This window comes from Mesorhizobium sp. M0058 (assembly GCF_040323095.1).
Classification (GTDB): Bacteria; Pseudomonadota; Alphaproteobacteria; order Rhizobiales; family Rhizobiaceae; genus Mesorhizobium.
The window spans coordinates 17,231-35,437 of the sequence record NZ_JAMYUQ010000006.1; the positions used below are offsets into that span (position 1 = coordinate 17,231).

The 18,207-nt window shown below is 63.6% G+C and carries 17 protein-coding genes and 1 pseudogene; 8 read left to right on the forward strand and 10 right to left on the reverse strand.

All coding sequences use genetic code 11. The annotated features are described in order from the left end of the window. The first annotated feature begins 29 nt into the window (after nt 1–29). The 8 genes from NKJ75_RS11360 to NKJ75_RS11395 all read left to right on the forward strand — a co-directional run bounded on the left by NKJ75_RS11360 (nt 30) and on the right by NKJ75_RS11395 (nt 9,909). Entirely contained in the window at nt 30–1,463 is a 1,434-nt protein-coding gene (locus NKJ75_RS11360; RefSeq protein WP_352499678.1) for a DHA2 family efflux MFS transporter permease subunit, read from the forward strand. Between the two features lie 273 nt (nt 1,464–1,736). Then, complete coding sequence (locus NKJ75_RS11365; protein WP_023668176.1) at nt 1,737–2,723, forward strand: ABC transporter permease; 987 nt, start codon at nt 1,737–1,739, stop codon at nt 2,721–2,723. A 59-nt stretch (nt 2,724–2,782) separates the two neighbouring features. Next, nucleotides 2,783–3,808, forward strand: coding sequence for a sugar ABC transporter substrate-binding protein (locus NKJ75_RS11370; protein ID WP_352499679.1), 1,026 nt, complete (start codon nt 2,783–2,785; stop codon nt 3,806–3,808). A gap of 79 nt (nt 3,809–3,887) precedes the next feature. Continuing rightward, the gene (locus NKJ75_RS11375; RefSeq protein WP_352499680.1) at nt 3,888–6,011 is read left to right on the forward strand and encodes an ABC transporter permease; all 2,124 of its coding nucleotides are present in this window, start codon (nt 3,888–3,890) and stop codon (nt 6,009–6,011) included. Then, nucleotides 6,008–7,057, forward strand: a complete 1,050-nt coding sequence (locus tag NKJ75_RS11380; RefSeq protein ID WP_027050677.1) for a hypothetical protein — start codon at nt 6,008–6,010, stop codon at nt 7,055–7,057. The genes NKJ75_RS11375 and NKJ75_RS11380 overlap by 4 nt, the downstream gene beginning before the upstream one ends. Then, the gene (locus tag NKJ75_RS11385; RefSeq protein WP_023668180.1) at nt 7,057–8,553 is read left to right on the forward strand and encodes a sugar ABC transporter ATP-binding protein; all 1,497 of its coding nucleotides are present in this window, start codon (nt 7,057–7,059) and stop codon (nt 8,551–8,553) included. Before NKJ75_RS11380 ends, NKJ75_RS11385 begins: the two co-directional genes overlap by 1 nt. Before the next feature lie 391 nt (nt 8,554–8,944). Next, complete coding sequence (locus tag NKJ75_RS11390) at nt 8,945–9,352, forward strand: carboxymuconolactone decarboxylase family protein (RefSeq protein ID WP_352499681.1); 408 nt, start codon at nt 8,945–8,947, stop codon at nt 9,350–9,352. Nucleotides 9,353–9,378: 26 nt separating this feature from the next. Beyond that, complete coding sequence (locus tag NKJ75_RS11395; RefSeq protein WP_352499682.1) at nt 9,379–9,909, forward strand: GNAT family N-acetyltransferase; 531 nt, start codon at nt 9,379–9,381, stop codon at nt 9,907–9,909. 11 nt (nt 9,910–9,920) lie between these two features. Here NKJ75_RS11395 and NKJ75_RS11400 read toward each other — a convergent pair whose 3' ends face one another. The 10 genes and pseudogenes from NKJ75_RS11400 to NKJ75_RS11440 all read right to left on the reverse strand — a co-directional run bounded on the left by NKJ75_RS11400 (nt 9,921) and on the right by NKJ75_RS11440 (nt 18,191). Further along, nucleotides 9,921–10,808, reverse strand: a complete 888-nt coding sequence (locus tag NKJ75_RS11400) for an amidohydrolase family protein (protein WP_352499683.1) — start codon at nt 10,806–10,808, stop codon at nt 9,921–9,923. Beyond that, nucleotides 10,808–11,944: a vWA domain-containing protein gene (locus NKJ75_RS11405; protein ID WP_352499684.1), complete on the reverse strand. Its 1,137-nt coding sequence runs from the start codon at nt 11,942–11,944 to the stop codon at nt 10,808–10,810. The genes NKJ75_RS11400 and NKJ75_RS11405 overlap by 1 nt, the downstream gene beginning before the upstream one ends. Nucleotides 11,945–11,946: 2 nt before the next feature. Then, nucleotides 11,947–12,176: pseudogene (locus NKJ75_RS32855) on the reverse strand (hypothetical protein); the annotation flags it as partial. Between the two features lie 3 nt (nt 12,177–12,179). Continuing rightward, nucleotides 12,180–13,061: an AAA family ATPase gene (locus NKJ75_RS11410; protein WP_023736011.1), complete on the reverse strand. Its 882-nt coding sequence runs from the start codon at nt 13,059–13,061 to the stop codon at nt 12,180–12,182. A 7-nt stretch (nt 13,062–13,068) separates the two neighbouring features. Beyond that, the gene (locus tag NKJ75_RS11415; RefSeq protein WP_023690781.1) at nt 13,069–14,073 is read right to left on the reverse strand and encodes a xanthine dehydrogenase family protein molybdopterin-binding subunit; all 1,005 of its coding nucleotides are present in this window, start codon (nt 14,071–14,073) and stop codon (nt 13,069–13,071) included. Nucleotide 14,074: 1 nt separating this feature from the next. Further along, the gene (locus NKJ75_RS11420; RefSeq protein ID WP_352499685.1) at nt 14,075–15,442 is read right to left on the reverse strand and encodes a xanthine dehydrogenase family protein molybdopterin-binding subunit; all 1,368 of its coding nucleotides are present in this window, start codon (nt 15,440–15,442) and stop codon (nt 14,075–14,077) included. 11 nt (nt 15,443–15,453) lie between these two features. Further along, nucleotides 15,454–15,936 carry a (2Fe-2S)-binding protein gene (locus NKJ75_RS11425; protein WP_023752952.1) on the reverse strand — a complete coding sequence of 161 codons (483 nt, stop codon included), beginning with the start codon at nt 15,934–15,936 and terminating at the stop codon, nt 15,454–15,456. Nucleotides 15,937–15,997: 61 nt separating this feature from the next. After that, a complete protein-coding gene (locus NKJ75_RS11430; protein WP_352499686.1) occupies nt 15,998–16,792 on the reverse strand; it encodes an FAD binding domain-containing protein in 795 nt (264 codons plus the stop codon). 16 nt (nt 16,793–16,808) lie between these two features. Beyond that, nucleotides 16,809–17,252: an SRPBCC family protein gene (locus tag NKJ75_RS11435; protein WP_023815618.1), complete on the reverse strand. Its 444-nt coding sequence runs from the start codon at nt 17,250–17,252 to the stop codon at nt 16,809–16,811. Between the two features lie 111 nt (nt 17,253–17,363). Then, nucleotides 17,364–18,191 (reverse strand): AraC family transcriptional regulator, encoded by an 828-nt coding sequence (locus tag NKJ75_RS11440; protein ID WP_352499687.1) that lies wholly within the window; start codon nt 18,189–18,191, stop codon nt 17,364–17,366. Between the last annotated feature and the right edge of the window lie 16 nt (nt 18,192–18,207).

Here is an 18,207-nt window from a genome sequence, read left to right on the forward strand (position 1 = left end):
CAGCCATATGCTGTTCAACGCGGTTCGCCATGACTGCCGTTCCCGACACCGAGGCCTCCGCCGTAACCGCCAGCAATGCGCGGCGCGTGGCGTTGATCGTTGCCATCGCCTTTTTCATGCAGCTGCTGGATTCGACGATCATCTCGACCTCGCTGCCGCAGATGGGACAATCCTTCGGCGTGCCGGCGGTGGCGATGAGCATCGGCATCACCGCCTATATGCTGACCATGGCAGTGTTCGTGCCGCTGTCGGGCTGGCTTGCCGACCGCTTCGGCGCGCGCAACATCTTCCTGCTGGCGATCGTACTGTTCACGCTGGCCTCGCTGGCCTGCGGCTTCTCGCAAAGTCTGCCTCAGTTCGTTGCCGCTCGCGTCGTGCAAGGCCTTGGCAGCGCGCTGATGACGCCGGTCGGGCGAATTCTGGTGCTGCGCAGTGCGTCGAAATCGGAGCTGCTCAACGCCACGGCGCTGATCACCTGGCCGGCGTTGTTTGCGCCCGTGGTCGGGCCGGTGCTTGGCGGCTTCATCACAACCTATCTCTCCTGGCACTGGAATTTCTTCATCAACTTCCCGCTTGGGCTCGTCGGGCTGGCGCTGGTCGCGCGCTTCATTCCGGGCGACCGCGCGGCCGATCCCAAGCCGCTGGATTGGCCGGGGTTTTTCCTCACGTCGCTGGGGCTCGCGCTGCTGCTCTACGGCCTTGAGCGCATCGCACATCCGGAAGACGGCGCCTTGCCCGCCGTGCTGCTGGTTGCCGCCGGCATCGTCATCGGCTGGCTGGCGGTGCGGCATCTCCGGCGCGCGCCGCATCCGCTGCTCGATCTCAGCGCGTTCAGGGTGCAGACCTTCGCCATCTCGACGCTTGCCGCCGGCACCATTTTTCGCGTGGCGATCAACGCCACGCCGTTCCTTTTGCCGCTGCTGTTTCAGGTCGGCTTTGGCCTTTCGCCGGTCGATGCCGGCTTGATGATCCTGGCCTACTTCCTCGGCAATCTCGGCATGAAGACGGTGACGACGCCGACGCTGCGGCGCTTTGGTTTTCGCACGGTCATGGTCGTCAACGGCCTGATCGCCTCGGCCTCGATCATGGCCTGCGCGGCGATCTCGCCCGAAACGCCGCAGGCGCTGGTAGTGATGCTGATGCTGATCGCCGGCCTGACGCGCTCGATGCAGTTCACGGCGCTGAATACTCTGGCTTTCGCCGACATCGATGCCGCGCAGCGCAACTCGGCGGCGACTTTGTCGTCCATGCTGCAGCAGATGTCGATGCTGTTCGGCGTGGCGGTGGCGGCTGCCATCCTCAACCTGTCGCAGATCGTCAGGGACCGGCCGGCGCTCGACCTCGTCGATTTTCGCACCGCCTTCCTGGTCATCGGCGCCATCGGGCTGGTGGCGGCGTTGCGGTTCCTCGTGCTGCCGCCCGGTGCAGGCGCCGAAGTTTCAGGCCACATGACCAGGACCTGAATTCGCGATTTTCGCCGCTCAGGCGGCAATTAAATTCCGCCTTGTGCTTTCGCCTCAGAACGGCACCTTCGCGCATACGCGCAATGGCGCAACGGAATGCCAAAAGCGCAGCCTTTTCCTAGGATTGCGCCAGTTCTAGCAATCGGTGCGTCCACTGGAAGATTATCACTGCCAACGGGCGTTCCGAGCGCGGATTCATTTGACGAAGCGGCGCCGGGCCGATTAGCTTTCTTCGGAAGGGGTGGCAGAGCTGCCATCGGGGCGAATGCAGACATGAACACGATTGGCTGGCCAAATGTCAGGAGCCTGAATCAGGAAGGCATTGTCTTTGCCATCGCCGTGGTGCTGTTCGTCGCCGCTGCCATTGGGCTGCCTGGTTTCATCGCTGCCAACAATCTCGTTGCCATCGTCCGCTCGGTGTCGGTGCTGGGCATTTTGGCGCTCGGCATGGCGGTCGTCATAATCGGCAGGGGCATCGACCTGTCGGCGGTGGCGATCATGGCGATGTCGGTCGCCTGGTATCTACAATTGCTCAACGCCGGAACGCCTGATGGGCTCGCCTTCGCCTATGTGCTGGCAGGCGTGCTCGCCATCGGCCTGCTCAACGGTTTTCTCGTCGCTTATGCCGACGTGCCGGCGATCTTCGTGACGCTGGCGACCGGCTCCTTCGTCTTCGGCTATGTCCGCTCGCAACTGATCACACAGGATGCGGTGCCGGTGCCTCAGGGCCATTGGGTGGAGTTGCTCGGCGGCCTGCGTTTCCTCGACATTCCGATCGAAGTGTTCGTCTTCGCCGGGCTCGCCTTCCTGTTCTTCCTGTTCCTGCGCTACACCAAATGGGGCCGCTACATCTATTTCGCCGGCGACAATCCGGTCGCCGCGCGCAACATCGGCATTCCGGTGCGGCCAATGCTGGTGCTGCGTTATGTGGTTTCGGCCTTCGTCGCGCTGATCGCCGGCCTGCTGACGGCGTCGAGCCTGCACTCGATCAACACCCGCGTCGTCAACTCGACGCTGCTCTATGACATCGTGCTGGTGGCGGTGATCGGCGGCATCGGCCTGTCCGGCGGGCGGGGCGGAGTGCGCAACGTGCTGGTGGGCGCTGCACTTATCGGCATCCTGTCGAACGCGATGACCATCATCGACATTCCGCTGCTCTATCAAAACCTGATCAAGGCGGCGATCCTGCTCGGAGCCATCATCGTCGACGGCATCATCAATCCGCGCGACGAACAGACCGCGCAGCAGGGCGACATCTAAGGGGTACCCGACGGGTCATGCGGACCGGCCGGCAATAAGTGAAAAACAGAGGATGTGACATGAAACTGATCAGAACACTGATGGCGGCCGCCACGGCGCTTGCCGCTGCCGCCTTCGTCGCGCCGACCTTCGCCGCCGACGATCCGGGCCCGGCCGCTTACGCGCAGGCGCTCAAGGGCAAGCGCGTCATGCTGGTGCCGCTGGCGATGGGCTTCGACCTTGCGCAGGGCTGGTCGCACTATCTGAAGACGGAAGTCGAAGCCTGGGGCGGCACCTTCGAAACACGCGATCCGAACTGGGTCGTCGATGCCGGCGCACAGGCGATCACCGACGCGATCTCGTCCGACACAAGGCCGGACGTGCTGATCATCCATGCGCCGGACCTCAACTCCTATTCCAAGCTGATGAAGAAGGCGCAGGCTGCCGGAACCTACGTCATACTGGTCGACAACCCCGCCAACTTCCCGGCCGACGCCTTTGTCGGCAGTGACTGGGACCGGCTCGGCCAACTCGAGGCCGAAGCGGCGATCAAGGGCTGCGGCGAGAATTCGTCGAAGAAGATCGGCCTTGTGCAGGGTGATCAGGCCAACTCGTCCAGTCTCTACCAGTATGCCGGCATCATGAAGGTGCTGGAGAAGCACCCCGACTTCAAAGTCGTGGCCAAGCCCGACTCCAACTGGGATCCGACGACGTCGCGCAACGTGACGACGACAATGCTGCAGCAGAACCCTGACATCTGCTCGATCATCGACTTCTGGGATGGCGACGCCACCGGCGCATCCGCCGCCATCCGCGACGCCAAGCTCGACGGCAAGGTCTTTTTGGTCACCACCGGCGGCGGCGAGAAGGCGGCCGATTGCGACAAATTGCAGGACGGAACTTACGGCGCCGTGGTGATGACCGATCTGGCTCGCCAGTCCGGCGACATGAACGCTATCATCAAGTTCCTGCTGCAGAGCGGCCAGCCGGCCGGCACGTCGCACACCTACATCTACACGCTGGAGAAGGCTACGACCAAGGCCGACCTCAAGCCCGACAGCTGCTGGGACCTGAAGGCGCTGCAGGCCGAAGCGGCGGCGAAGTAAGCCGCGCTTTTTCGACTGAAATAAACGAGGTGGCTGGACAATCCGGTCACCTCGTTCCCTCATGGAATAGCAGCCGCCGATGTCCTTTCGCGAACGCCTCCAGTCCTGGCGCTACAATCTCGTGCCCGACCATCTGGTCGGCGAGATCCTGACAAAACGCTGGACCGACAACGCCATTCCGTTCCTGGCGCTGGTGGCGACGCTCAGCGTGTTCGGCTCGATCATTCCCGGCTTCTTCAAGCTGACCTCGCTGCAGGAATCGACCCGCCAGCTCGGCGAGTTCTCGATGGTGGTCACCGGCATGACGGTGGTGATGCTGGGCGGCGGCATCGATCTGTCCGTCGGTTCGATCTTCGCGCTGTCCTGCTTCTCCGCCGTCTATGTCTTCTTCATTCTCGAACAGTCTATCTGGCTGGCGGTGGCGGCATCGCTCGCCACCGGCCTCATCTTCGGCGCCGTCAACGGCTACCTCGTCGGCTATCTCAGGCTGCGCGCCTTTCTGACTACGCTGGTCACCTTCATTTTTGGCCGGGCGCTGTTCGATATTCTCGTCACCACCTATGCCGCAGACGTGCAGCTTTCCCAGGCGACATCCGATGTGCTCGACTTCATCGGCGACAGCACCTTCTGGGGGCTTTCGGTCTCGGTGTGGCTGGCGATCATTCTTGCCATCGTCACCCATATCGCGCTGACGCGCTCACGGCCGGGCTGGCATGTGCTGGCGGTCGGCGGATCTAGGCGCTCGGCGCACAATGCCGGCATTCGCGTGCGCCGCACCGTGTTCATGACCTATGTCTTTTCCGGCTTCTGCGCCTCGATCGGCGGCTTCCTGATCGCTTGCCGCCTGAGTGGGGCAGGGCCGGGCACCGGCCTCAACCTTGAGATCATGGCGCTGACGGCGGCGGTGGTCGGCGGCGTCAGCCTGGGTGGTGGCCGCGGCTCGGTCATCAAGGGGCTGATGGGCGCCATCATCGTGCTGACCATGACCAACGGGCTGATCCGGCTGGGCTATGGCACCGGCACCAACCAGATGGTGCTGGGCATCATGCTGGCGGTGGCAGTGACGATCGACATTCGCTGGCTGAAGAACCGCCATAAGGTGCTCAACGAAGTCTATGTCGCGCCGGTCTATCTCAAGATGGGCGAGACACAGTCTGCGGTGCCGGGCTCAGGCACGCCCTACGCGCTCGACAACCGGCTGTCGGCGGCCGACCATATCGGGCTCGGCGAGTTGGAAGGGCCGGAAGACGTCATCCTCGACCGCGACGATCACCTCTATTGCGGCACGCGCCATGGCGAGATCGTCCGCTTCTTCGCGCCGGATTACGTTAAGTCGGAGGTGTTTGCCCACATCGGCGGCTTTCCGCTGGGCCTGGCCTTCGACAAATCGGGCAATCTGATCAGCTGCGTCGGCGCCATGGGGCTCTATTCCGTCTCGCCGGATCGGGAAGTGAAGCGCCTGTCGGCCGAGACGTCGCGTTCCTGGACCTCGATCGTCGACGATGCGCGGCTGCGCGACCCCAACGATTGCGACATCGCGCCGGACGGGCGGATCTATTTCACTGACTCCACCAAGCGCTATGACGCCCACGATTGGGCGCTGGACTCGATCGAGAACCGCGCCACCGGCCGGCTGCTGGTTTATGACCCGAAGGACGGTTCGACGAAGACACTGCTCGACGGCTACCGCTACACCAATGGCGTGTGCATGGCGCATGACGGGAAGTCGCTGTTCTTCGCTGAGAGCTGGGCCTGCCGTGTGCATCGATACTGGCTGGAAGGGCCGAAAGCAGGCACCGCCGAATGCGTCATCCGCGACATGCCGGGCTATCCCGACAACATCAACCGGGCGTCGGACGGCAATTACTGGATGGCATGGCTCGGCATGCGCACGCCGAGCTTCGACCTGTCGCTGCGCCATCCCGATATGCGCAAGCGCATGACGCGCCGGCTGCCGCAGGACGAGTGGCTGTTCCCCAACATCAACACCGGCGGCGTGGTGAAATTCAACGACAAGGGCGGCATTGTCGAGGCGATGGGCGACCTCACCGGCGGCGCGCATCCGATGGTCACCTCGATGCGCGAGCACAAGGGTTTCCTGTTCGTCGGCGGCATCCTTAACAACCGCATCGGCCGCTACAAGATTGCGGGCGCCGACCCGAACTGGACCAGCTCCGCTTCTTACTGGGGAGCGAAGCCATGATCCTCGATCCTGTGCTCGACCTGTTTCGTGGCAAGGCGGTGACCATCCCACCGCTCGACGGTGCCTTCCGTCCCAACACGCGGCTGGACGAGGCGCCAGTGTTCGCCGATTTGACGGAGCCCGACAATCTTCTGGTTGCCGATGGCCGGCTGCTCGTTTCCAGCGGCAATGCGGTATATTCGCTTGCCGCAGGGGTGGAGCCGAAAGTTGTCGGGACCTTTCTTTCCCCCATCACGGCGCTGGCTCTATCACTGTCGGGCGAACTGACGGTGGGGTTGGAAAGCGGCAAGCTGCTGGTTGCCGGCAAGGAGGTTTCGCTGCCGGCCGGCGTCAGCTGCATCACCGCGCTTGCCTATGCAGACGACGGCACGTTGTGGCTGGCCAATGGCTCGGCTGAGCACACGTCGTCGCAATGGGCCGCCGACCTGATGAAGAAGGGCGCGTCCGGTTCGCTTTGGAGGCGGGACGCGGCCGCCGCCGAGTTCCGCAAAGTGGCCGGCGATATCGCCTTTCCCTATGGGCTGCATCCCATTGGGCGGGATGTGCTGGTCAGCGAAAGCTGGCGCCATCAGCTCGTTCGCTTCGATGGTGCGACCGGTAGCCGCTCGACCGTGCTGACGCATCTGCCCGGCTATCCCGCGCGCCTCGCGCCGGCCGGCGAGGGCGGCGCGTGGCTGGCTCTGTTCGCGCCACGCAACCGGCTGATCGAATTCGTTCTCCAGGAAACCCACTATCGGCGCGACATGCTAGACCAGGTGGCGCCGGCCTACTGGATCGCGCCGGCTTTGGCCTCCAATCGCAGCTTCCTCGAACCGCTGCAATGCGGCGGCATCCGCACCATGGGCATCCACAAGCCCTGGTCGCCGAGCCGCTCCTATGGGCTGGTGGTCAGGCTCGATCAGAACATGCAGCCGCAATTCAGCCTGCACAGCCGCGCCGACGGCACGCGCCATGGCATCTGCAGCGTGGCGGAAACGGACGGCCGCCTGTTCATCGCCTCCAGGGGCGGCGATTGCGTGCTGGCCATCGACGCAGGAGGTCTCTGATGGAACCGATCGTGCGCCTGGAAAATGTCACCAAGAACTATCGCGGCGTGCCCGCGGTCAGACAAGTCAGCTTCGAACTGCGCAAGGGCGAAATCCACGCGCTGCTCGGCGAGAATGGCGCCGGAAAATCGACGCTGACCAAGATCATTGCCGGCGTCGTCGACGCCACTTCCGGCAAGATGTTCCACAAAGGCGGCGAGATCGCCTACGCCTCGCCGCATGCGGCGCTCGAGGCCGGCATCGCCATGGTGTTCCAGGAGACCAGCCTGGTGCCGTCGATGACAGTGGCGCAGAACCTCTATCTCGGCACCGAAAAGTTTCTCAACCGGCTGCGCGGCACCTACATTTCGGCGCAACAGTTTTTGCAATCGCTGAACTTCCCGGTCGACCCGAACGCCATGGTGGCAACGCTCGGCGCGGCCAAGCGTCAGATGGTCGAGATCGCGCGCGCCGTTCACCACAATGCCGAGATCATCATCTTCGACGAGCCTACGGCGACGCTGACGCCGGAGGAGAAGCGGCACTTTTTCGCACTGATCCGGCGGCTGAAGGCGAACGGCGTCTCGATCGTCTTCATCAGCCATGCATTGGAAGAGGCGCTGATGATCGCCGACCGCATCACAATCCTGCGCGATGGCGAACTGGTGATCACCGACGACACATCGGCCTTCGACCGCGACAAGATCGTCGCCGCCATGGTCGGGCGTACGTTGTCGGGACAGATCTACCGCCAGCGCGACGAGGCCAGGCTGCGCAAGGCCGGCAAGAAGGTGCTGTCGGTGCAGGACATTTCGATGAGCAATGTCGTGCGCAACACCTCCTTCTCGATCTTTCAGGGACAGATCACCGGCGTGTTCGGGCTGATCGGCTCCGGCCGCACCGAGACCTTCAAGATCGTCTCCGGCATCTACAAGCGCGATTTTTTGCGCGGTGGCGCGATTGAACTCGACGACAGGCCGGTGCGCTATCTCGTGCCCAGTGAGGCGGTCGCCGACGGCATCGTCTATGTTACCGAGGACCGCAAGAGCGAGGGCATTTTCGAGACGATGGGCATCGCCGAGAACCTGTTCGGCGGGCTGCTGGCAGCGGGCCGCGAAAAGGCCTGGGTGATCAACCAGCAGGAGATGCGCACGCTTTCCGCTGAATGGACGAAGACGCTGAACATCAAGGCGATCAACGACAATGCCCGCGTGGTCGAGCTTTCCGGCGGCAACCAGCAAAAGGTGGTGATCGGCAAGGGGCTGGTGCAGCAGCCGCGTATCGTGATCTTCGACGAGCCGACGCGCGGCGTCGATGTCGGCGCCATCGCCGAGATCCACCAGATCATCAACCGGCTGGCCGATGAGGGGCTGGCCGTGGTCGTGATCTCGTCCTACCTGCCGGAAATCATGAACCTGTCGGACCGGATTCTGGTGTGCCGGCAGGGCCGCATCGTGGAGGAGTTCTCGCCGGCGGAGGCGACGGAGGAGAAGATCATGTATGCCGCGGTTCATTAGGGTGTTGAAGCAGGAAGCGAAAGGGGTGTGCTGCTGGGTTGAACAATGTGGAGATTAGCCGAGCCGTCCATCCCTTCGTCATCCACGGGCGGAGCAAGGAGCGTAGCGACGCAGCGCAGACCGGAGGATCGATGCCGGGACTCCTGAGCGTTTCTTCGGTCCAGAATTTTGCGCCGCTGCATCCCTCGCGCGAGGTCGCAGAATGGATCCTCGGGTCTCCGCGACGGCGCTTCGCGCCTGCTTCGCCCGTGGATGACGACGCTGAGATGCTTCGGCCAATCGCCATGGTTCTGTGTCATTCCGTATGACTGAATTGGAATAGCCGGTTAGCCGCCTTTTCTCGACATCTGATTCAACGACCTGATCCATCGATTCAACGAAAGGAAACACCATGGCTGCCACCAGACTCCTGACCGACGCCGAGGTCGAAAAAATCCCGGCCGTGAACGCGGTCTTCGACGACATCCGCGCGACGCGCAAATCGGATTTCGTCAACAATTTCTGGCGTGGGCTCGCCAACGATCCGGCCTTGCTGAAACGGACATGGGAACAGGTGAAGGTGGTGATGGCCACGGAGAGCGCCATCGACCCGCTGACCAAGGAAATGATCTATATCGCGGTGTCGACCGCCAATGGCTGCTCCTACTGCGTCCACTCGCATACGGCAGCTGCCCGCGCCAAAGGCATGACCGATGCGCAGCATGGCGAGATGGTGTCGATCATCGGGCTGGCCGGGCAGACCAACCATCTGGTGACGGCGATGCAGATTCCGGTCGATCCCGAGTTCGAGGTGAAGTGAGGGGTGCTCTTCCGGATTAGGGTTTCATGGACAAGACGACAAGATTTCCAATTTCGCTCGCCGGCTACGAGATCGAAGGGCTAATTGGAAACGACGCGCCGCGGCTGGTGCGGTTATATCAGGCTTGCTCGGATTACGTCTTGCTTGAGCGAGGCGAGTTGCCCACAGCCGACAGCGCAAGGGAGGAGTTCGAAAGCTTTCCGCCCAACCGGACGGAGGCGGACAAATTCGTGTTCGGATTGAAAGCCGTCGATGGCGAGTTTGTCGGCTTGCTGTCTTGCGACCGCGACTATCCGCAAGCGGGGTGCTGGTGGATCGCCTTGCTGATGATCGACAAGGCCCTTCGCGGACAAGGCGTTGGGCGCACCCTTTGCACCGACTTTTTCAACCGGCTGAAATCGCAACAGATCAAGCGCGTGGAGCTCGGTGTGCTCACCGAAAACGAGCAGGGGCTTCGGTTCTGGCAGGCGCAGGGCTTCGGACCGGCGCGGATCGCAGGCCCGGTCAGCTTCGGCGCCAAACGGCACATGGTCCAGATTCTGGGGCGGGCATTGTGAAGGCACCACGCTTACACCGGCCGATAAACCTTCTCGGCCGTGTTCCAGAAGATATCCGCCTCGGCGGCCGCGCCATGCTTGCCTACCGCGGCACGATGCGCCTTGATCAGTTCGGCGTGGCTGGTCCAGAGTTTTTCGATCGGGAAGTTGGAGCCGAACATCAGGTGGTCAGCGCCCAGAATGTCGATGGCATTGTCGACGATGTAGGCAACCAACGCCGGATCGTTGCGGTGGGCGAAGGTGCCGAGGCCCGACAGCTTGGCGTAGAAGTTCGGCGCTGTTGATAGCGTACTCAGGCCGGCTTTCCAGGCCTCGGTGGTTTCCGGCTCCATGCCGGTCAGCATGCCGGCATGGGTGAGGATGAAGTTGATCTGCGGGTTCTCGCCGACCAGCGTCAGCCCGTCCTTCATCTGGGCAGGGAAAAGCTGCAGGTCGAAGGACAGGCCATAGTCTTTAAGCCGCGCGACATTGGCCCGCACCTTGGGGTCGATGACCTGATCGGCCGAGGCAGCGAAGCGGAAGGCCGGCGTCTCGTGCCAATGCAGCTGCATGCGCACGCCGCGCAGCAGCGGGTACTTTTTCAATCGATCGATCTGGGGCCGGACATCGTCGACAGTCATATCGGTATAGCCGACGATAGCGTGCGGCCAGCCGGTCTCGTCGGCAGTCTTCTGCAGGAAGGCGACTTCTTTTTCGAAATCCTCCTTGGCCCAGTTGGTCTGGACATAGACGGCCTTCTCGACACCTGCGCCTTGCTGATCGGCGAGAAATTCCTCGATCGGATAGTCGCGGCGGATCGGCTCGTAGGGGCCGAAAATGCGTGGCACCATCGGCCCGACCAGCCATGGCTGGTCCTGCTGGCGCCAGATGTGGAAATGCGCGTCGATGGCTTTCTGCATCACGATACCCTTTTCCAGATTGCCGACGCCGCCGGGGCCGGGCGGGCGAGCGACAGGATGAAATCGGTGAGGCTCCCGAGCGACGAGCCGTCGATGAGATCGTCGAGATCGGGCAAGATGGCGCGGAGTGCTGCCGTGGCGGGAAGGAAACGCGGGTCACCGGCCAGCGGTGTGGCCAGCGACAGGCGAAAGGCGCGGGCGCTCAGCCGGCGCATTGCGGTCTCGAGATCGGCATGGTCGCCGCGCTCCAGCGCGTCCGACAGGATGATCACAGCAGCGCCGCGGGCGAAGGCTGAGAAACGGGGCACCGAGAGGAAGGCGAGCAGGGTCGGTCCCATCCGCGTGCCGCCGTCCCAGTCGTCGACGAGTGCCGCCGCTCGGGCGAGAGCCTGGTCGCGATCGCGGATACGCAGTGCGGACGTGATGCGGGTGAGCCGCGTGCCGAAGGTGAAGATTTCGGCACGGTCAGCACCTTGTACGGCGGCGTGCGCCAGTTTGAGATAATCCGATGTATGCAGCTTCATCGAGCCGGAAACATCGATCAGGATCAGCAGCTTGCGCGAAACGGTTTGGCGGCGGCGGAGCTGCGGCGAGGGGATATCGCCATCGGCGCTGACGATTTCCCTGAGCGAGCGGCGCAGATCGAGCTTGCCGCGCGAATGGGTGCGCACGGTGCGGAATGAGCGGCGGGCGGGGAGGGCTGAAGCGAGCTTGCGGCGGAAGGGCCCAAGGCCATCGTTGTCGCGGAGGAAGTCGCGGCTGCTGAGCTGTTCGATTGCCGACGACAGCTCGCCGCCTTTCTCCTGGCGCGTGGTCTGTTTCTCCTCCTGGCGCGTGCCGTGATCGTCCTTGATGCGGGTTTCCTCGTCTTCCTCGCCTTCGATCGAGGGTTGGCCATCGCCATGGAAGTGATTGCGAAAATGCGCCTCGAATTCGCCGCGGCGATCGGGCGGGGGGGCAAGCGTTGCGAGCGCCGCCTCGCGGATGTCGGCCATGGAGCGCGGGCCGAGCAGGGTTATGGCCTGCATGAAGCTGCAGACCTGCTCGGGGGCGACGGCAAAGGCGTGGCGGCGCAGCAGCCGGGCGAAGTCGAGGAAGGGCGCGGAGGCGAGAGGAAGGGTTCCCTGACGCATCATTCCTTCGCGCCCCCCTCTGTCCTGCCGGACATCTCCCCCACAAGGGGGGAGATCAGCAGCTTTGGCGCTTCGGTTCTTTCTGCGCCGCTGGAGATTGGCGAAAGCCAGGATGACGGCTGATCTCCCCCCTTGTGGGGGAGATGTCCGGCAGGACAGAGGGGGGCGCTGTCCCGCCAGCGTTGCAGAGTGCCCAGGTGAGGCCACCTCGCTGTGAACGAGCTGTTGACCTCACACGTCACCCCAGCGCCTCCTCGACGATGGCACCAAGCTCCGGCGCGATCGCGGACAAATCCTCCTCGTCCTTGATCAGCACGCCGATGGCGCGGCGGAAGGCTTGCGGCCATGGGCTGCCGCCTTTCTCCAGTATGGTGGCGGCGTTGGCCCATTCGACGGCCTCGGAGATGCCGGGCGGCTTGGCCAGTGGCCGCGCGCGGATCGACTGCACGGCATTCGCCACGGCGCGCGCGGTGGTCTCGGCGACATCGCCGGCGCGCAGCATGATGATGGCGGCTTCGCGCTCGGCGTCGGGATAGCCGATCCAGTGATAGACGCAACGCCGACGCAGCGCCTCCGCCAGTTCGCGGGTTCGGTTCGAGGTCAGGATGACGATCGGCTGCGCCTCGGCGCGGATCGTGCCGCGCTCAGGGATGCTGATCTGGAAGTCGGAGAGGAATTCGAGAAGCAGCGCTTCGAATTCGTGGTCGGAGCGGTCGATCTCGTCGACCAGCAGCACGCGCTGCTCCGGCGCCCGCAGCACCTGCAGCAATGGCCGCGCGATCAGAAAGCGGTCGTCATAGATGTCGATCTCATGCTCGCCGGCATGGCGGATGGCAAGCAGCTGGCGCTGGTAGTTCCATTCGTAGAGCGCGTGTGCTGCGTCGATGCCTTCATAGCATTGCAGCCGCACCAGATCGCGGCCAAGCAGTTGCGCGATCGCCTTCGCAGCTTCGGTCTTGCCAACGCCGGGCGCGCCTTCCAGCAGCAGCGGCTTGCCGAGCCGTATGGCCAGGAAGATGGCGGTGGCCAGGCTGTCGTCGGCGAGGTAGCGCGATCCAGCGAGGTGGCGTGCCACCGCCTCCGGCGAGGTCGCGACAGTCTCGGCATTCGGCTCCTGCATGTCGTCCTCAGTTCGCCGCTTGCGCCTTCAGCGCGCGCAATATGCGCTCCGGTGTGATCGGCAGCGTGTCGATGCGCACGCCGACGGCGTCGAAGACGGCATTGGCAACCGCGGGGATCTGCGGGTTCGCGCACATTTCGCCTGGTCCTTTGGCACCGTAAGGACCATCCGCCGACGGCCGCTCCAGCACGATGATCTCGGTTTGGGCGAGATCGCCCGGTCCCGGCATCAGATACTGGTTGAAGTCGGTGCCGCCATGGTCGCGGTTGGGATAATAGGGCTCGGTCGTTTCGTAGAGCGCGTGGCTGATGCCCATCCAGGAACCGCCGACCAGTTGCTGCTCGACCATTTTCGGGTTCAGCGCGCGGCCGATCTCAAAGACGTTCTTGACGGTCAGCACCGTAACCTCGCCCGTCTCGTCATCGACCTCGACCTCGGCCACCGTGCAGGCATGGGCGTAGCAGGTCGACGGCTTCATCGCGCCGGTCTCTTTCTCCGGATAGGAGCGCGGGATCAGGAACATGCCGCGGCCTGAGATCGAGCGGCCACGCTTGAAATGAGCCGACAGCGCGACATCGAAGATCGAGATCGACTTTTGCGGCGCGCCCTTGACCAGAATGTTGCCCTCGCCATCAGTTTCGAGATCGGAGGCGTTCACCTCCAGCTCTTCCGCCGCCACTTCCAGCATCACCTGGCGCGCTTCCTTGGCCGCCTGGATGACGGCGTTGCCGGCGCGGTGGGTGCCGCGCGAGGCGAAGGTGCCCATGCAGTGCGGACCGGTGTCGGTGTCGGCGGTGTCGATGGTAACCCGGTCCGTCGGCACGCCGATGGTCTCGGCGCAGATCTGCGCCATGATCTGCTTCAGGCCCTGGCCAAGATCGACCGACGAAAGTGTGACCATAAAATTGCCGGTCGGCGTCGAATGCACCAGCGCCTGCGTCGGGTCGCCGCCAAGGTTCATGCCCGTCGGGTAGTTGATCGCGGCGACGCCGCGTCCGCGCCTTATCGCCATCTCAAGCTCCTTTCGTGTAGGAGGACATCGCCATATACTTCTCCGCCACCGGCCAGTTGGCGGCGCGCGACGCCTCCTGCATGCACTCGATCAGCGCCGCTCCTTCGGTCGGCTGGCGATGCGCCTTCATGTCGCCATCGCGATAGGCGTTGATGAAGCGGAATTCGAGGGGGTCCATGCCGATCAGCCGCGCCAGCTTGTCCATCTGCACCTCAAGCGCGAAGTCGCCGATGGTGACGCCGAAGCCGCGCATCGCGGAGGAGGGAGTGCGGTTGGTGTAGACGCAATAAGTGTCGATCCAGACATTGGGAATGGTGTAGGGCCCGGGATAGTGCGCCGCTCCCTTCTGCGCGCCATAAGGCGAATGGCGCGAATAGGCGCCGGCATCGGTATAGCCGGTCACCTTGCGCGCAACGATGCGGCCATCGTTCATCACGCCGTCCTTGATGATTATCTTTTCGGCGGCGCGCGGCGAGGAGATCTGCATCTCCTCCTCGCGGCTATAGACGAAACAGACTGGGCGTCCGGTTTGTTTAGCGCCAAGAATGGCGATCGGCTCGACGATGACGTCGACCTTGCCGCCAAAGCCGCCGCCGACAGTGCCGCCGACGAAATGCAGTTTTGAGCCGGGCATCTGCAGGATGATCGAGGCGTTGTCGAGGGTGAAGAACATCGCCTGGGTGTTGGTGTAGCAGGTGAAGCGATCATTGCCTTCGGGCACCACGACGCAACCCGTGGTCTCGGTCGGCGCATGCTCGATGGGCGAGGATTGATAACTCTGTTCGAGGATGTGGTCGGCGCCGGCGAAGCTCGCCTCGACATCGCCGAAGCGCACCTTGCGGCATTCGCCGCTGTCATAGAGATAATAGTTCTGGCCGTGATATTCATTGACCAAAGGCGCGCCAGGCTTCAGCGCTTCTTCCATGTCGAAGACGGCCGGCAGCACCTCGTAGTCGACCTTGACCTTGGCTGCCGCTTCCTGAGCCGCGCGCTCGGTCTCGGCCAGCACCGCCACCACCGCCTCGCCCTTCCAGCGTACCTTGCCGTCGGCCAGCACCGTCTCGTCTTCCGGTCCGACCTGGATCAGGATCAGGATGGTGTAGACATTGTGCGGCACATCCTTGGCGGTGAGGATTTTCACCACGCCGGGATGCTTCTCCGCTTCGGAAGTGTCGATCGAACGGATGCGGGCATGGTGGTGCGGACTGCGCACCATTTTCAGGTGAAGCATATTCGGGAAGTTGCGGTCGGCGAAATAGGCGGTCTTGCCCGTCACATGTCCCGGCGAATCCAGCCGAGGCCGCCCATGGCCGATCTCGTGCAGGCCGTCCTTGCGCTGATCGGCGAAATAGTTTTTGCGCAGTTCCATTCTTTTGATCCTTAGGCCGCGTTCTGCGAATTGGCTCGGGCCGCCGTCAGCACCGCCTGGATGATCGGCTCGTAGCCGGTGCAGCGGCAGATATTGCCGGACAGCGCCTCGACCACATCCTCGCGGCTCGGATTGGGCGTGTGGTCGAGCAGCACCTTGGCGGCCATGATCATGCCCGGCGTGCAGAAGCCGCATTGCGTAGCGAAGGCATCGAGGAAGGCACGCTGCAGCGGATGCAGGACGCCGGCCTCAGCGAGGCCCGATGTGGTGCGGATGTCGGCGCCGCTGCAGGTCTCGGCCAGCGTCAGGCAAGAGAGCCGGAGTTCGCCGTCGATGATGACCGAACAGGCGCCGCAGGTGCCCTGGTGGCAGCCGCCCTTGGGCGAGGTGTCGCCGATCTTGTCGCGCAGCGCGTGCAGCAGCGTCGTGCCGCTGTCGACAAATTCGGCCTTCTCCGAGCCGTTGAGCGTGAACTGAACCGGAACCTTTGCCATGTTTTCCTCCCAGCGCGCCTGCCCGATTGATCGGACAGACGCGCGCCCCCCAAAGCGGTGGTTAAGTAAGCAGCAGCCGGCCGAGATGGACCGGCAGAACCTCGGCGCGATACCAGGCGCTGGCGATCGGGTCGGTGATTGGCGAAGTGCCTTCACCGGCTGCAGCCAGCGCCGCTGCGACGCCGTCCTGGTCAAGCCTGCTGCCGATCAGTGCCTTTTCCGCAGCACGGGCGCGCATCGGCCGGTCTGCCACGCAGCCGAGCGCGATCCGCGCCGAGGAGACAGTGCCGTCGCCGGCCTGTTCGAGAACGGCGGCGATGCTGAGCACCGAGACGCCCTTCGGCTTGACCCGCGACACTTTCAGGAAGCGGAAATTCTCGGCCTTCGGCAACGCGAAGGCGACTGACGTGACGATGGCGCGGCTGCCGTCCCGCCTGGCCAGAAAATCCTCGATAGGCAATTCCCCATCATCGGTGCCAACCGTCGCATCCAGCGCCAGCAACACCACGGCGAAATCGCCATAGGGCGCCGGCGCAAACAAATTGCCGCCGACGGTCGCCATATTGCGGATCGCCGGGCCGCCGACGGCGCGCGCGGCCTTGGACAGCGCCGCAAGCTCGGGATGGCGGGCGATAGCCGCCATTGTCACCGAAGCGCCGATGCGGACCTTGCCGCCGGCAACGGTAATCCCGGAAAGGGTCGGATCGGTCGAGCGGACAAGACCGGTGACGGAGACATCGCCTTCATTGGCGGCACGCACGACCAGCGTGCCGCCGCCGAGATAGCGGGTGCCGGGCGCCTTCAGCGCCGCGTTGGCATCCCTTACGGCCGAAAAGGTCTGGAGGGCAAGCGCCATGACAGTCTCCCCTGACTCAGCTTTGGCCAGAAAAATGGCTCTTCAACGCATTGAAGCCACCCTGGAAGACATTGGCGGCCATGCCGGCGGCGATCTTGTCGGCCTCGTCGGGTGCCGCGTCGAAGCTCGCGGTCCATTCGGCATAGGTGCGGTCGCCGTCTGTCACGCGGCGCAATTGCAGCGTCGCCTTGTGATTGGTCAGCGGTTGCGGCGTTTCGAGGATCGAGTAGCTGACGCGGAAATTCGCGTCGGAGAAGTCGAGCAGTTTTTCGCGGATACGCGCGCCGCTGGCGAGCTCGAAATTACGCACGCAGCCGATGGTTTCGGCGCTCTTGCCGTCTTCGATATGGCTCTTGACCATGCGCGGATGCCAGCCCGGCAGGTCGTTGAAGTCGCGTATGCGCGCCCAGACCTTTTCGACCGGCGCGTCGATGACGCTGGAGACGGTGACTTCAGCCATATGATCATTCCCCTACGAATTCGATACGCTGCAGGGTAGGGCGGCGGCCGGCGCTGCGCTTATCAATGGGTCTTGCGGCCCTATCAAGGAGTCTGAAAAAGAACGGCCCGTTCAGGCCATGGCACGCGCCGCTTCGCGGTAAAGCGTCGGCGGCACGCCGACATGGTCGCGGAAGAACCGCGAGAAATTGCCCTGGGTGGTGAAGCCGAGATTGCAGGCGACCGAGATCAGCGGCTCCTGCGACCACTGCAGCTGCCGCACGGCTTCCTCCATGCGCAGCGTGTTCCAGTAGACGTTGGGCGTCAGATTGGTCTGTTCCTTGAATAAAGCGAAGAAGTGCGGCCGCGACAGGCCGACGCTGCGGGCGACGTCGTCGAACGAGATGCGCTCGCAGACATTGGCCTTCATCAGCTGGATCGCCTTGCGGACGCGGAAATCCTGCATGGTGTTGACGCGGATGCGCGTCTCCTGCGGCGCCGAGGCGTCGGCGGCGTCGAGCACGCTATCGATGAAGCGCTCGATCTCGTAATTGGCGACGTCGTCGATGCTTTCATTCTCGCTCAAATGGTCAAGCAGATTGGCGGCGGCCTGGTGCAGCCATGGTTCGAGCGTGATTGCCGCCTGTGCAAACAACGGCGCCGACGAAGGCAGGTCGCGGCGCCGACGCGCCCAATCCGGATCGATGTAGAAGGCGAGGAACAGGCCGGGCCTGCCGTTCTGCGACAGAATGTGGCTGTGTGGCTGGTAGGAATTGATGCCGGCGGCGGTGCCGGGACCCAGCGGCACCGTCTCGCGGCCGACAGTCATCTCGCCGGCCGTGCCCTCCAGCCAGATGATGATGTGGGCCTCGACATGCGCATGGGTGACGAAGTCGCTGGCGACATTCAGGACAGAAACATGTCCGAACCGGCCCCAATAGAGCCTGATCGCGTCCGTCATGGGTTATACCTCCCGC

Excerpts from the sequence above, each read along its gene's own strand:
- NKJ75_RS11360 (WP_352499678.1), top strand. The coding sequence starts at position 30 with ATGACTGCCGTTCCCGACACCGAGGCCTCCGCCGTAACCGCCAGCAAT.
- NKJ75_RS11365 (WP_023668176.1), top strand. The coding sequence starts at position 1,737 with ATGAACACGATTGGCTGGCCAAATGTCAGGAGCCTGAATCAGGAAGGC.
- NKJ75_RS11370 (WP_352499679.1), top strand. The coding sequence starts at position 2,783 with ATGAAACTGATCAGAACACTGATGGCGGCCGCCACGGCGCTTGCCGCT.
- NKJ75_RS11375 (WP_352499680.1), top strand. The coding sequence starts at position 3,888 with ATGTCCTTTCGCGAACGCCTCCAGTCCTGGCGCTACAATCTCGTGCCC.
- NKJ75_RS11380 (WP_027050677.1), top strand. The coding sequence starts at position 6,008 with ATGATCCTCGATCCTGTGCTCGACCTGTTTCGTGGCAAGGCGGTGACC.
- NKJ75_RS11385 (WP_023668180.1), top strand. The coding sequence starts at position 7,057 with ATGGAACCGATCGTGCGCCTGGAAAATGTCACCAAGAACTATCGCGGC.
- NKJ75_RS11390 (WP_352499681.1), top strand. The coding sequence starts at position 8,945 with ATGGCTGCCACCAGACTCCTGACCGACGCCGAGGTCGAAAAAATCCCG.
- NKJ75_RS11395 (WP_352499682.1), top strand. The coding sequence starts at position 9,379 with ATGGACAAGACGACAAGATTTCCAATTTCGCTCGCCGGCTACGAGATC.
- NKJ75_RS11400 (WP_352499683.1), bottom strand. The coding sequence starts at position 10,808 with ATGCAGAAAGCCATCGACGCGCATTTCCACATCTGGCGCCAGCAGGAC.
- NKJ75_RS11405 (WP_352499684.1), bottom strand. The coding sequence starts at position 11,944 with ATGATGCGTCAGGGAACCCTTCCTCTCGCCTCCGCGCCCTTCCTCGAC.
- NKJ75_RS11410 (WP_023736011.1), bottom strand. The coding sequence starts at position 13,061 with ATGCAGGAGCCGAATGCCGAGACTGTCGCGACCTCGCCGGAGGCGGTG.
- NKJ75_RS11415 (WP_023690781.1), bottom strand. The coding sequence starts at position 14,073 with ATGGCGATAAGGCGCGGACGCGGCGTCGCCGCGATCAACTACCCGACG.
- NKJ75_RS11420 (WP_352499685.1), bottom strand. The coding sequence starts at position 15,442 with ATGGAACTGCGCAAAAACTATTTCGCCGATCAGCGCAAGGACGGCCTG.
- NKJ75_RS11425 (WP_023752952.1), bottom strand. The coding sequence starts at position 15,936 with ATGGCAAAGGTTCCGGTTCAGTTCACGCTCAACGGCTCGGAGAAGGCC.
- NKJ75_RS11430 (WP_352499686.1), bottom strand. The coding sequence starts at position 16,792 with ATGGCGCTTGCCCTCCAGACCTTTTCGGCCGTAAGGGATGCCAACGCG.
- NKJ75_RS11435 (WP_023815618.1), bottom strand. The coding sequence starts at position 17,252 with ATGGCTGAAGTCACCGTCTCCAGCGTCATCGACGCGCCGGTCGAAAAG.
- NKJ75_RS11440 (WP_352499687.1), bottom strand. The coding sequence starts at position 18,191 with ATGACGGACGCGATCAGGCTCTATTGGGGCCGGTTCGGACATGTTTCT.